Below are 12147 nucleotides of genomic sequence, written 5' to 3'. Positions count from 1 at the left end.
GTTAAACTACAAAACTCCACGGGAACTATTCACTAGTTTCTGTGGAGTTTAGAAATGTACTTTTCTGGTACTGATATATTTCGTATTTATTTTTGGACAAGTGGCTAACTTGTTCTTGTAATTTTCGCAAAATTCATGACCCACAAAAATCCCACATTATTTCAATTAAGACCAATTTTGATACAATTCGTAACTATAAAAATATTAAAGTAAGTTTTACATCTTTTTTCATTTTGTTATTGCAAGTTAAGTTTCTTTTCTCTATAATAGTACGAGTGATGTCACAGTGGCTCAGTTGGATAGAGCAACGGTCTTCTAAACCGTAGGTCGTGAGTTCGAATCTCACCTGTGACATAATTAAATCATTTTAAATTTTAAAATAATCCGTAAGTGCTTATATACAGCATTTAAGGATTATTTTTTTATTTCATGAACTCTAAGTATTCTAAATAATTTAATAGCTTACTCTACCGTGCCCACATAATTTATGCCGGAACGACAATCACATCAGTATCAACGATACCAAATTGATGTCGCATTTGTGCTTCAATCTTTTCACATAGCCAAAAGCTATCTTGCACTTCCATATGCGCTTCGACTGAAATCGTAACATCGAGCGTGACAATATTTCCGCTATAATGGGCATTGATTTCCTCAACGCCATTAACTTGAGGAATTTTCTCGATTGCCATTTTGAATTGTGCTTCAGCTTGTGGATCAAAATAATCAGCCAAATTCAGACTACTATCTCGAAAAATTTTGACACCTGCAAACAAAATAAACAAGCCAACAATAATACTGGAAACTCCATCCAGCCACGTGACTCTAAACAACAAAGCTCCTCCAATCGCAATCATCGTTCCTAAACTAGTTAAAGCATCGCTAAAACTATCTTTAGAGGCAGCAACTAAAGCCGCGTTTTGTAACTTCAAACCGGAAGTTTTATTAAACCACCAGACTAATAACATAATCAACATAGCAATTCCCGCACCAACCAACGTGATTGGTTGTGGAATGGCTTTAATATCTTCCTGAAACAGACCCTTGAATCCAGAATAAACAACATTGATTGAGATAGCCATCATTACTAATCCCGTTATCATAGTATAAATCGTCTCATAGTGAAAGCGAATCAGCTGCAATTTTTGACCATTGTTTTGAAGATCATCTGGCAATGGCTGCCCCATCACATCATCGTCATTAATATCTCGAGCAATAAAATTTCCAGTCAGCAATAAAACTGCCGAAACGATACCAGATAAATTATTTAAAGCATCAGCTCGTAAAGTCTGGGAATGGCCAATTTTAGCCAGATAAAACTCAATTAAAGAAATAACCAAATAGGCTGCGACATTGAATAGTAGGTATTGTGAGACTTTACGTAATTTTTTTAGTTCTTGTTGTTGAATCACTCGCCACTGCTTGGTTTCATTCTTTCGATGAAGCTTTCTTTCTTGCATCGACACTACCCCTTTTTATAACATTTCAAAAGTAGTCTAGTTCTTTTCAAATGAAACCACAAAAAAAGCTCCTTTCAAAAAATTGAAAGGAGCTTCTCTATTTTGTTGAGGATAAAATGCAACTCTCGTTGCTCATTTAATATATCATTTATTTACTAGAAGTTTTGTATTTTAAAGAAGTTGTAACCTAATTGTATTGATACTCACAAAATTAGTAATAAACGATTCACCTTAAACCAGTTTTATGCGCTCAACTTCAATATTTTGTTCATAGCTTCTTCAATTGACTTACCGCATGCAGAAACCCGAGTGTTTTTCTTATCGAATACGGTAAACAATTGACGTTTATTATCTAAAGTAACTTTATATCTCATATTGTTTACCTCCTACTTTTATGATTTCTTATTCTACACGCTTTTAAATAAAAATCAATAGAAACAAACTATTTTATTTTTAAAACTTGTAATAGTTCGGAGTAATTTATTTTGTTACTCAAAAGATTAAACTAAACGGTTCCATAGTCTAACTTAATTGTTAATTTAGCCACCCCTAAGATAATCCTTGATTAAACTTTTAAATAGGCGTTTATTATTTTGCTAAAAATAATTTTCATAATAAATGTAGTCTTACTGCAAATTCTTTTAAAAGAATCCTTAATTATAGACAATTTATGAAAATACCCAGTTATTGTTCGCTTTTTACTTAAATAATAGGCCTCTTTATTCAGAATGTTCTGTGAAACAATACTATATAGATTCTAGTTTCATAAAATTTATATCATAGCTTTCAAAAACTGACTCAAAGCAAAAAAAACATCAATTCTTTTTCTGAATTAATGTTTTATATAGTTTATGAAAAAAACAGTTCTTTACAAGCATTAGCAATTGCAATTTTTACATGTTCATAGGTCAAACCGCCCTGAATATAAATTATATATGGGGGACGCATTGGTCCATCACATGAGAATTCAATACTTGCTCCAGAGACAAAAGTTCCGGCAGCCATAATGACTTGATCTTCGTAGCCTGACATTGCACTAGGTTCTGGTGAAACATTGGAGTCGATTGGCGAAAATTTCTGAACCATTTTGGCAAAATTTATCATCTTGTCCGGGTCGTTGAATTCAATCGTCTGAATCAAATCTGTCCGGTCGGCATCCCATTTAGGCGAAACGTTCAAACCAAGTTTTTCAAAAATAGCCGCTTCAAAGATTGCGCCCTTAATAGCATTGCCTGTCACTCGCGGAGCCAAGAAAAATCCTTGAAACATTTCACTAAGACGGTCAATCGTGGCTCCTTCAAAAGCGCCTATTCCCGGTGCCGTCAAACGATAGCTTGTTAGTTCGACTAAATCTTTTTTACCAACGATGTAGCCTCCAGTTTTCGCTAAGCCACCGCCAGCATTCTTAATCAAAGAACCGGCCATGATGTCTGCTCCAACTTCTGTGGGCTCAATTGTTTCTGAAAATTCTCCATAGCAATTATCAACAAAAATTATAGCGTCCGTGACTGTTTTAATTTGCTTAATAATCTCTGCTATTTCAGAAACGGTTAAACTTTTGCGCGTTGAATAGCCTCGAGATCTTTGAATAGCGATAACTTTAGGATGCTGTTCTTTGATTTTTTGCTTCATTAAATCAAAATCAACCTTATCGCCCTTCATTTTGACCGAATCGAAACCAATTTTGTAATCAATTAAAGAACCCTTTTTATTACCGGCAGTCCCAATTACTTCTTGCATCGTATCATAAGGCTCTCCAGTGACGTATAAAAGGTTGTCTCCTGGCCGTAACAATCCAAACAAGACAGTTGCAAGGGTATGGGTTCCAGAAACGAACTGTGGACGAACTAGAGCCTTTTGGGTTTTAAAGACATCGGCATACACAGCTTCTAATTGATCACGTCCTCGGTCATCATCCCCATAGCCAGTCGTACCCAACAAACTGCTTTCATCAATACTCTCTTTTCGAAAGGCTTTTAAAACCTTATTCTGATTATCCAAAACTTGTTCATCAATTTCCATTAATTTTGGAGCAATCATCAAATCCACATCTTTTATCAGTGACTTCAACTTATCCGGAAAGTCAGCATTCCATCTACTCATTACTATTTTCCCCCATGAATTTAACAATTTTATTTTCAATCGTTGTTTGATAATTGGTATCTTCACTAATATTATACCAATCGACATCCATCTGATTGCGGAAATAGGTCAGTTGACGTTTAGCAAAATGACGCGAATTCTTTTTTAATTCAAATAAGCAAGTATTCAAATCGCTTTGCCCAGCAAAATATGGAAATAATTCTTTATAACCAATGCCATTTTTAGCTTGCAAAAATTCATCACGATGGTCATAAACATACTTTGCTTCATCCAAAAGGCCCATATCAACCATTTTATCAACTCGACGATTGATTCGGTCATATAATTTAGGACGATCATCGTTTAATCCAACTAAATAAAAATCAGCCCATTTAGAGCCATCATTTTGGGAAGTAATCGAAGCCCCAGTCGTCTTGATAACCTCAATTGCACGCATCACTCTGCGTGGATTATCAATATCAATCTTATCAAAGGCTACTGGATCTAGTTTTTTGAGCACTGATTGCAATTCTTCAATCCCGCCGTTTTGCTCAATTGCCAATAATTTTGGCCTAACGGAAGAACCGGAATTCTTCCCGCCAAGATTCAAATTATTTATCAAAGAACTCAAATAAAAACCAGTTCCTCCAACGACCAGCGGCAATTTATTTTCCGCGTCCAGTTTGGTTATGATATCACGCGCTTTTTTTTGAAAATCTTTAACTGTATATCTTTGATCTGGATTACAAATATCGACCAAATGATGTGGAACTAATCTCAATTCTTCAGGAGAATCTTTGGCTGTTCCAATATCCAAATTACGATAAATTTGCATTGAATCGCCAGAAATTATTTCCCCATTTAATTTTTGTGCTATTTTTAGACCTAATGCACTCTTACCAACGGCGGTTGGTCCTACAATCGCAACTACTTTTATCAAAAAAACACCTCATTTTGAACAGTCTTTGATAGATATTTTAAAGGAAATACGCCATAATGGGAATTAAAGACAGGAGGAATAGTAATATGGCAAAAAATCAAAAACATCTACGTTTTGTTAAAGGCTTCCTTGTTGGCTCATTAACAACAGCTACAGCAGTATATGGAGCATTACATGCCTTCAAAAAGAAGGTAATCGAACCTGAAACTGAGGAAAATGACCGTATCGAAGCTAACCGTAAACGTGCTAACCGTAAGAGTTTACAAGCACATCAAGGCTAATCATTATAACAATTATACTAAAAAAATGCTGTGCCAGAATTTTTTCTGCACAGCATTTTTTTATATTTTAGTAGTTTTTTTAGTCTTTCCTTCCCAATCGGAAAAGCGATCCTCTAACCACTTAACGTCCTCAAAGCCCCATTTTTTTTGTAACTTTAGAGCTGCACGAACACAAATATTTTTGCTATCTCCATAAAGATACACTGGAAGATCAGGTCTTAACTCACCTTCATTATATTTCAATTGAGTATAAGGCAAATTTCTAGCACCTAAAATATGTTTTGAGTCAAATGCATTTTTCTCTCTCAAGTCAACAATTTGAGCTTTTCGCATCGTCGTTTCAAAAGTTTCTTGATCCAATGAGCCCTTCATTTGTCTACCTTTGTACCAAAAGTAGAGCCATGAACCAACCCAATAGATTATAAAACCAATGACAATAATGTACAAAACTGTATTCAAAACTTGCATTAACAAAAACCCCTAATCAACTTTAATCAATGAAGCTGCACCAATAACTCCTGCACCATTTCCAAGACTTGCTAATCTCAATTTAGTTGAATCTTTGATAGTAGCAAACTCTTTTTTACGCATAGCCTTGTCAACTTTGTTCAACAAGAAATCACCAGCAGCAGAAACTCCACCACCAATAACAATATACTTGGGATTCAAAGTATTTGCAATATTACCTAAAACAAATCCTAATGATTCACAAACATAGTTAACTACGATCAAAGCTAAATCGTCATCTTCTTTAGCCAAATCAAAAACATCTTTAGCAGAAATATCTTGACCATCATCAAGCATAGCCTTTAGTTTTGAATCTCCAGCATATTCAGAAGCACGATCTCTAGCAACACGTACAATACCAGTAGCAGAAGCAATTGTTTCAAGACAGCCTCTCTTGCCACAAGTACACATGAAGCCATTAGGATCGACAGTAACGTGACCAATTTCACCAGCTGCACCATTAGCACCTTGAATCAATTTACCGTTAGCGATGATACCACCACCAACACCAGTACCAAGAGTTACAAAGACAACATCATCAGCGTTGTTACCAGCACCTTGCCATTTTTCACCCAAAGCAGCTACGTTAGCATCATTTTCAATTGTTACAGGAAGACCTGTGCCCTTTTCGATATCACGAACTGGATAAACTTCATTAGTCCAGTTAAGGTTATAAGCACCTTTGATTGTGCCTTTAGCGTGATCGATTGTACCAGGTGAACCCAATCCAATTCCGTCAAATTGGTCTGAAGTCATACCGTACATCTCAATGTGGTGATTAATAGAATCAATAATATCTGGAATAATTAATTGTCCGTCAGAAAGAATATTTGTTTCAATACTCCACTTTTGTTGAATCTCACCTTTATCAGTAAGAATAGCAAATTTAATTGTTGTACCACCAAGGTCAACACCGATTAACTTTTTGTCTGTCACTTTGATCTGTCCTTTTCTTCTTCTTTTCTGTGCTCCCTTTTTAAGACCAATTGAGCACGTATAAAGGTCTGTTTGTCGATCATTTCATTTTCATACAACTTTTTTACTTCGATAAACATGAGTTCGATGTCCCAAAGTCTCTTACCAAGGTGAACGAAAGTCCCAAATTTTTTCAATAATTGTTGTACATCATAGAGGGTTCTAAAGCTCATATTATCCATAAACTATCATACCCTTTGCATACATAAAATAAGCGATGGCAAAAACAGCTATTATTGAAATTATTCGATAAATCATTTTAGGCCGTCTGCTTTTTGGAACGGATAAACCGTATCCCAACAACAACCCGCCAAGAGCGCCACCAACATGACCCCAAATGTCAATCCCGCTCATAGTTAGATCCATCAATAAATTGATAACTATCAATGCCAAAAAACTTTTTCCTAATTCGATAATAAAACGATTCTCACGATAGATCGCAGCAAGTGCTAAAAAGACTGCAAACATCCCAAATAAGGAAGTACTGGCCCCCGCTGAAATAGCGTTGTTTGCTCCAAAAGCAAAACTTGCCAAATTTCCAGTAACGCCGCTTACTAAATAAATCGCTAAAAATCGCCAATGACCGATAATAGGTTCTAAAACTTGACCAACATATAACAGTGTAAACCCATTCATTAAAATATGGAAGAAGCCAATGTGTAAAAATATTGGAGTAAATAATCGCCACCACTGACCAGCTTGTACTAACCAATTAGTTTTTGCCCCCATTAAAATCAAAGTGCTGTATTTTTGTGAGCCTCCAATGAAGGTCTCTATCAAAAATACAACAATTGTTATGGCCAAGAGGGTCCACGTTACATAGGCTTTATTTTGTCTACTGAATATCTGCATTTTGGTCCACCGAAGAAATTATTATGTCATCAATTTTTTTATCCAAAACATACACTGGCCAAGGCGTATCTTGATAATATTGAATTGATAACGCTAAAGCAAGCGTTTTAGTTGGATATTTCGCCAAATATCTATCAAAACATCCGAATCCCTTTCCCAAACGATTCTTATCACTAGAATAAGCAAGTCCAGGAGTTATCAATAAGTCTGGTGGATTCATGACATCAGTTTGATAATTCTTTGGTTCACTTGTTCCATAATAATTATCCTCAAGTTCTGTATCTTGGGTATATTTAACAAACGTCATTGAATAATCAGAAAAAGTCTTTGGAATATATACTTCTTTTCCCATTTCCCAACATTGATTAATGATTGGAAAAGTCGGAATCTCATCGTTCATACTCAAAGTGATTCCGATACTTGACGAATTTTGAAAATCAAGATTATTAAACAATTGAAAATAAAGATTATTGATTTCTTTTTGAGCTTTGTCAGACTTCATAAAGTCGCTAACTAAATCAATCTGTTTTTTTCTAAAGCTTACTTTATCCAACTAATCATCACTCCTTAGAAAAAAAAACAACAGGGGTTTAACCTGTTGTTTATTTTGTTTCACGATACAAAGTAACAGTACGTTCGCGTGGACAATATTTCTTTAGTTCAAGACGATCTGGATTGTTACGTTTGCTTTTACTTGTTAGATATGTACGTTCATGACATGAAGTACATTCCATTGTTATGTTTACTCTCATCTTTGGAACATCCTTTCATAAAACTTAACTAAATTCAACTAATTAAATATATCATTTTTTCAGTAATTTTAAAAGGTCAAATTCAGATTATTTCTGACCTGTCATCTTAAAGTAGTCAGTATAAATTTGTTTTGCCAGCAAGTTTGGATAACTACCTGTTTCACTAGTTAAATTAGGAAATACAATTGCCATAGCAATATTAGGATTCTTATAAGGACCGAAACTAACTAGACTAGTTGTAATTGTTTCTGGTGGATCTGAACTTGGATTATCAGGGTCGTAGTAGAATGATTGAGCTGTACCAGTTTTAGCAGCAACTGAAGGACTTATATCAGCTAATTTAGTAGCTGTTGTCCAATAACCACTACCATGAACTGCGGCATACATACCTTTTCTAACGACATTCAACTCATCTTGGGTGAACCCAACCTTATTCAAGACAGATGGTTTAGTAACTGATGTCAAAGCACCTTTCTTACCGTTGTCCTTAGTCTTTTGAATTGATTGAACAATATAAGGCCTTAGACGATAACCACCATTAGCAATTGTTGAAATGTATTGTGCCATTTCAATTAAGGTATAGGCATCATAGTTACCATAGGACAAATCAAGTGCAGAACCAGTCTTCAATTGACCACTGCTATTTCTAGTTGAACCTTCGATCCCTGTTGTTTCACCAGAAATATCAATACCAGTTTTGACACCTAACCCAAATTGATTGAAATAACCTCTCATCTTCGAGAAAATATCTGAATCTAACGTTAATGATTCCTTTGGAACATATTTGGCATGTCCTTCCTTCATTGCTAGAGCCATCATATACTCATTGGAAGAAAATTGTAGAGCTTGCTCAGCAGTTAAACTACTAAAAGTACCAATTGGATAAACAGATTTTTTAACCGCTGTACCTGGTAGATAAACCGGTTCATCAGCAATTGTATTATTTGATGGCGTAATAACTCCATCCATCAAAGCACCTAAAACAGTAGCACCTTTAACAGCAGAACCCATAACAAAGGTTCTGTTAATGACACCTAAAGCATCTTCAGAAGTCTTACCTGTCTTAGGATTATTGTGAATTCCAGCCATTGCTAAAATAGCTCCAGTCTTAGGATTCATTGCCACAACATATGCACCATCTGAGTATTGAGTAATACCTGCTGATTTAGCAGCATCATATTGTTCCTTAAGATCCGCTTGGACTTTCTTTTGGAATTTTGAATCAATCGTCAAATTAAGGTTTCCACCCTTTTGACCACCATAAACTAATTTACTCTTTTTAATTTGATTATTTGAACCAACTTGGACTTCACGTTGACTCTTAGTTCCAGCAAGAATCGATTCATAACTCTTTTCTAGATAACTAGTACCGACACGATCATTTCGTGAATAACCAGCAGCAAGCATCGTATTCAATTCACTATCTGGAATACCTTGTTGTTCAGTAGATACCCCACCGATAATACTTGCAATTGATTTACCTTGTGGATATTCACGATTCCAGTTAGTTCCAATACTTACTCCTGGAAGTTCAGTCAAGTGCTCACTAACTTGAGCAATTTCTCTAGAAGTAAGATCCTTATCTTTTAGGAAAACTGTTGATAATGAATAAGCAGCACTCATTTTTTTAAACAATGTCGCACGTTGCAAATCTTTCTTATTTAGATGAATACCTTGTTTCTCAATATACTTAACTTCATTATTATAAAGTTTACTAGAGGATAAAGCATCCCCATCGGAATTTACCCGTTGCGATTTAGGCATCTGTTTAGTGACTTTTTCTGATTTCCCAGGAGCTGACAAAATATAATCAGCTTTGTCACGTGAACTTAAATCATCAACTTCAACTGACATATATTTAGTTAATCTATTAACGATCGTATAAATATCAGATGAACTGACGCTTCCACTTTTCGTATAAGAAATAGCATTTTCAGTTGAATTCCCAACCAAAAGTCTACCTTTTGAATCATAAATCATCCCACGAGGGACACTGCCTGTCATTACTGTCTTATCTGTTCGATCAACTTCTGCTTGAAATTTACCACCATAAACGATCTGTAAATAAGCAAGCTGTCCAACTAGCATTGCGAATAGAACAAAGACAATAAAAAAAAGCAGGTTTAGTCGAAATGGAATAGTAGACTTCGCTTGACTACCTGTTCTTTTCTTTATTATATCCAGTATTCTTCTCATATTTATCCTTCAAAAAAACGAACGATTATTCATTCGATTTAAAAATATACTTTGGTCCATCAAGATCAGGATCATAATCAACTAACAAATCATATCTTGCAAAAAACCAAGTATCACTGTCAGTTATGTAATATGATACACCATCAATGACTGTATCTGCTACAGGATCGACAGGTTTTTCTTTACGCATTGCTATTGAAAATCCCTCATGAACCATTGTTTTGCCATAGACCTTACCGTAGAAATGTATTCCATCACCAGGTACTAAATCTAATTCTTTTTCAAACCATTGCGTTGCTTTGTCAGTTAACTCTATTTTCATCATGTTCACCTCAATATTTTACTAAGATAAACATAGCAGAAAACGTCTTCATTAAGCAACTTCCACGGCTTTGACTTTCACATCGTAACTGCCAACAGGTGTTTCAACAGTTACTGTATCGCCTACGTGCTTGCCTAATAATGCCTTAGCAATTGGGGAATCATTTGAAATCTTGCCAGAGTCAGGATCAGATTCTGATGAACCAACGATTGTATAAATATCTGGTTCTTCGCCATCTTCTTGAACAGTAACTTTTTTACCGATTGAAATTTCATCTTCAGCAACTTCATCAGCATCGATTACTTTTGCATATTGAATTTGTTCAATGATTGAAGAAATTCTTGATTCAATCACACTTTGTTCATCCTTAGCAGATGTGTATTCAGAGTTTTCTGAAAGATCACCAAAACTTCTAGCAATTTTAATACGATTGATAACTTCCGGACGTTTAACTTTCTTCAAGTTTTCTAATTCTTTTTCTAGGTCTTTCTTACCTTGAGCTGTCATTGGATAACTTCTGTCTGCCATTTTTAAAAACTTCCTTTTAATTATTTAATCTAATTTCAAAATGTCATCTAATCTACTGTGATTAGATGACATTTATTTTTCTATTTAATTATACATTATTGACCTAATGAAGAGTTCTTATTCTCATGTTCCTCTAATGTATGTGAATAATATACCTTACCTGTCTTCAAACTTGCAACAAAGTAGAGATAATTTTCATCTCTATCTGCAGGATTCAAAGTAGCTTCAATTGCTTGAAGACTTGGAGTATTAAATGGTCCAGGACCATAACCTGCATGTTTATAGAGATTATATGGAGATTTTACTCTAACATCTTTTCTTGATAACTTCGTCTTATGCTTATTCAAAGCATACATGACAGAAATATCAGATTGAATTGGCATATCAATATCAATACGATTGAAGAACACGCCAGCAATCTTTCTACGATCAGAGTTCTTAACACCTTCACGTTCAACTAATGATGCCAAAGTCAAAGTTTGTTGAACCGTCAGACCTTTCTCCTTAATCTTATCGTAATAAGGTTCTAGTTCTTGATTCTCTTTTTCAACCATTTGGTTAACTAATTGTTTCAAAGTCAAACCTTTGTAGATTCCATAAGTCGCAGGGAATAAATAACCCTCCAAATGATATCTAACATTCTTTTTAGCCATGGTTGAATCCAATAATTCAGGGTACTTCTTTTGAAGTTGCTTCAAATATTTCTTGTTTTTCATTAATTTCAAGAAATCTTTCTTCTTAAAATGAGTACTCTTTTGAATTTGGTCACCAATCTCGTCAATTGTAACACCTTCACGAACTAACACTGAATCAGTAGATGCACCAGCTGGGACTTCTGCCGTACCACCTTTTTGAAGCTGTTTAACGACTTGACTCATATCCATCGACTGTTTGAATTTGAAATAACCAGCCTGAAAATTATTGTAGTTTTGAGCTTTCGTATAAAAATTGAAAACTGTTGCACTCTTAATAATCTTATCTTTTTCAAGTGTTTTAGCAATCTCTTTAGTCGAAGACCCCATTGGTATTTTAACGACTATCGTTTCCTTACTCTTTTCATTGTAAGGTTGCAATGAACTGTTTACATAATTGAAGCCGATAATAGCAACGACTACTGCTAAAACAGCAATCACCCCTACTATACAATAAGCTATATGATTAGCTACTGAACGTTCTTGAGCTCGGGTTTTTACTTTTTCACCCGATTCACGTTTCAATGCTTCTTTTTTATCATCCTTCTGGCTCAAGACAC

At 35.0% G+C, this 12147-nt stretch carries 15 protein-coding genes and 1 tRNA gene; 2 read left to right on the top strand and 14 right to left on the bottom strand.

From position 1 onward, the window contains the following. The first annotated feature begins 280 nt into the window (after positions 1-280). Positions 281-354 (top strand) — tRNA-Arg (locus tag FHL06_RS09100). Between the two features lie 131 nt (positions 355-485). Here FHL06_RS09100 and FHL06_RS09095 read toward each other — a convergent pair. The 4 genes from FHL06_RS09095 to miaA form a co-directional block, all read right to left on the bottom strand. Further along, a complete protein-coding gene (locus tag FHL06_RS09095; RefSeq protein ID WP_153385904.1) occupies positions 486-1460 on the bottom strand; it encodes a cation diffusion facilitator family transporter in 975 nt (324 codons plus the stop codon). 242 nt (positions 1461-1702) lie between these two features. Next, positions 1703-1834 carry a hypothetical protein gene (locus FHL06_RS14930; protein ID WP_272950457.1) on the bottom strand — a complete coding sequence of 44 codons (132 nt, stop codon included), beginning with the start codon at positions 1832-1834 and terminating at the stop codon, positions 1703-1705. Between the two features lie 475 nt (positions 1835-2309). Continuing rightward, a complete protein-coding gene (locus FHL06_RS09090) occupies positions 2310-3563 on the bottom strand; it encodes a methionine gamma-lyase family protein (RefSeq protein ID WP_153385903.1) in 1254 nt (417 codons plus the stop codon). Further along, a complete protein-coding gene (gene miaA, locus FHL06_RS09085; RefSeq protein WP_153385902.1) occupies positions 3556-4482 on the bottom strand; it encodes a tRNA (adenosine(37)-N6)-dimethylallyltransferase MiaA in 927 nt (308 codons plus the stop codon). Before miaA ends, FHL06_RS09090 begins: the two co-directional genes overlap by 8 nt. Positions 4483-4568: 86 nt before the next feature. Here miaA and FHL06_RS09080 point away from each other — a divergent pair, with 86 nt between their 5' ends. After that, positions 4569-4763 (top strand): DUF3042 family protein, encoded by a 195-nt coding sequence (locus FHL06_RS09080; RefSeq protein WP_153385901.1) that lies wholly within the window; start codon positions 4569-4571, stop codon positions 4761-4763. 60 nt (positions 4764-4823) lie between these two features. Here FHL06_RS09080 and FHL06_RS09075 read toward each other — a convergent pair whose 3' ends face one another. The 10 genes from FHL06_RS09075 to mltG all read right to left on the bottom strand — a co-directional run bounded on the left by FHL06_RS09075 (position 4824) and on the right by mltG (position 12142). Further along, positions 4824-5222 (bottom strand): rhodanese-like domain-containing protein, encoded by a 399-nt coding sequence (locus tag FHL06_RS09075; protein WP_162853726.1) that lies wholly within the window; start codon positions 5220-5222, stop codon positions 4824-4826. Between the two features lie 21 nt (positions 5223-5243). Beyond that, positions 5244-6206 carry an ROK family glucokinase gene (locus tag FHL06_RS09070; RefSeq protein WP_337692548.1) on the bottom strand — a complete coding sequence of 321 codons (963 nt, stop codon included), beginning with the start codon at positions 6204-6206 and terminating at the stop codon, positions 5244-5246. Next, positions 6203-6427: a YqgQ family protein gene (locus FHL06_RS09065; RefSeq protein WP_153385899.1), complete on the bottom strand. Its 225-nt coding sequence runs from the start codon at positions 6425-6427 to the stop codon at positions 6203-6205. The genes FHL06_RS09070 and FHL06_RS09065 overlap by 4 nt, the downstream gene beginning before the upstream one ends. Further along, entirely contained in the window at positions 6420-7097 is a 678-nt protein-coding gene (locus tag FHL06_RS09060; RefSeq protein ID WP_153385898.1) for a rhomboid family intramembrane serine protease, read from the bottom strand. The genes FHL06_RS09065 and FHL06_RS09060 overlap by 8 nt, the downstream gene beginning before the upstream one ends. Beyond that, positions 7081-7650, bottom strand: a complete 570-nt coding sequence (locus FHL06_RS09055) for a 5-formyltetrahydrofolate cyclo-ligase (RefSeq protein ID WP_153385897.1) — start codon at positions 7648-7650, stop codon at positions 7081-7083. The genes FHL06_RS09060 and FHL06_RS09055 overlap by 17 nt, the downstream gene beginning before the upstream one ends. Positions 7651-7699: 49 nt before the next feature. Beyond that, positions 7700-7849: a 50S ribosomal protein L33 gene (rpmG, locus tag FHL06_RS09050; protein WP_153385896.1), complete on the bottom strand. Its 150-nt coding sequence runs from the start codon at positions 7847-7849 to the stop codon at positions 7700-7702. Between the two features lie 87 nt (positions 7850-7936). Continuing rightward, positions 7937-10033: a peptidoglycan D,D-transpeptidase FtsI family protein gene (locus FHL06_RS09045; RefSeq protein ID WP_420360964.1), complete on the bottom strand. Its 2097-nt coding sequence runs from the start codon at positions 10031-10033 to the stop codon at positions 7937-7939. Positions 10034-10070: 37 nt separating this feature from the next. Further along, positions 10071-10367: a HesB/YadR/YfhF family protein gene (locus FHL06_RS09040; RefSeq protein WP_153385908.1), complete on the bottom strand. Its 297-nt coding sequence runs from the start codon at positions 10365-10367 to the stop codon at positions 10071-10073. Positions 10368-10418: 51 nt separating this feature from the next. Beyond that, positions 10419-10895, bottom strand: coding sequence for a transcription elongation factor GreA (gene greA, locus FHL06_RS09035; protein WP_153385894.1), 477 nt, complete (start codon positions 10893-10895; stop codon positions 10419-10421). A 95-nt stretch (positions 10896-10990) separates the two neighbouring features. Further along, positions 10991-12142 carry an endolytic transglycosylase MltG gene (mltG, locus tag FHL06_RS09030; protein WP_153385893.1) on the bottom strand — a complete coding sequence of 384 codons (1152 nt, stop codon included), beginning with the start codon at positions 12140-12142 and terminating at the stop codon, positions 10991-10993. Positions 12143-12147: the final 5 nt, after the last annotated feature.

This window comes from Companilactobacillus halodurans, assembly GCF_009600985.1.
GTDB classification, from domain to species: Bacteria; Bacillota; Bacilli; order Lactobacillales; family Lactobacillaceae; genus Companilactobacillus; species Companilactobacillus halodurans.
This window is presented reverse-complemented; position numbering and strand designations above follow the sequence as displayed.

What these genes read in the sequence shown, in the direction of transcription:
- FHL06_RS09095 (WP_153385904.1), bottom strand. Translation starts at nt 1,460, where the DNA reads ATGCAAGAAAGAAAGCTTCATCGAAAGAATGAAACCAAGCAGTGGCGA.
- FHL06_RS14930 (WP_272950457.1), bottom strand. Translation starts at nt 1,834, where the DNA reads ATGAGATATAAAGTTACTTTAGATAATAAACGTCAATTGTTTACCGTA.
- FHL06_RS09090 (WP_153385903.1), bottom strand. Translation starts at nt 3,563, where the DNA reads ATGAGTAGATGGAATGCTGACTTTCCGGATAAGTTGAAGTCACTGATA.
- FHL06_RS09080 (WP_153385901.1), top strand. Translation starts at nt 4,569, where the DNA reads ATGGCAAAAAATCAAAAACATCTACGTTTTGTTAAAGGCTTCCTTGTT.
- FHL06_RS09065 (WP_153385899.1), bottom strand. Translation starts at nt 6,427, where the DNA reads ATGGATAATATGAGCTTTAGAACCCTCTATGATGTACAACAATTATTG.
- FHL06_RS09060 (WP_153385898.1), bottom strand. Translation starts at nt 7,097, where the DNA reads ATGCAGATATTCAGTAGACAAAATAAAGCCTATGTAACGTGGACCCTC.
- rpmG (WP_153385896.1), bottom strand. Translation starts at nt 7,849, where the DNA reads ATGAGAGTAAACATAACAATGGAATGTACTTCATGTCATGAACGTACA.
- FHL06_RS09040 (WP_153385908.1), bottom strand. Translation starts at nt 10,367, where the DNA reads ATGAAAATAGAGTTAACTGACAAAGCAACGCAATGGTTTGAAAAAGAA.
- greA (WP_153385894.1), bottom strand. Translation starts at nt 10,895, where the DNA reads ATGGCAGACAGAAGTTATCCAATGACAGCTCAAGGTAAGAAAGACCTA.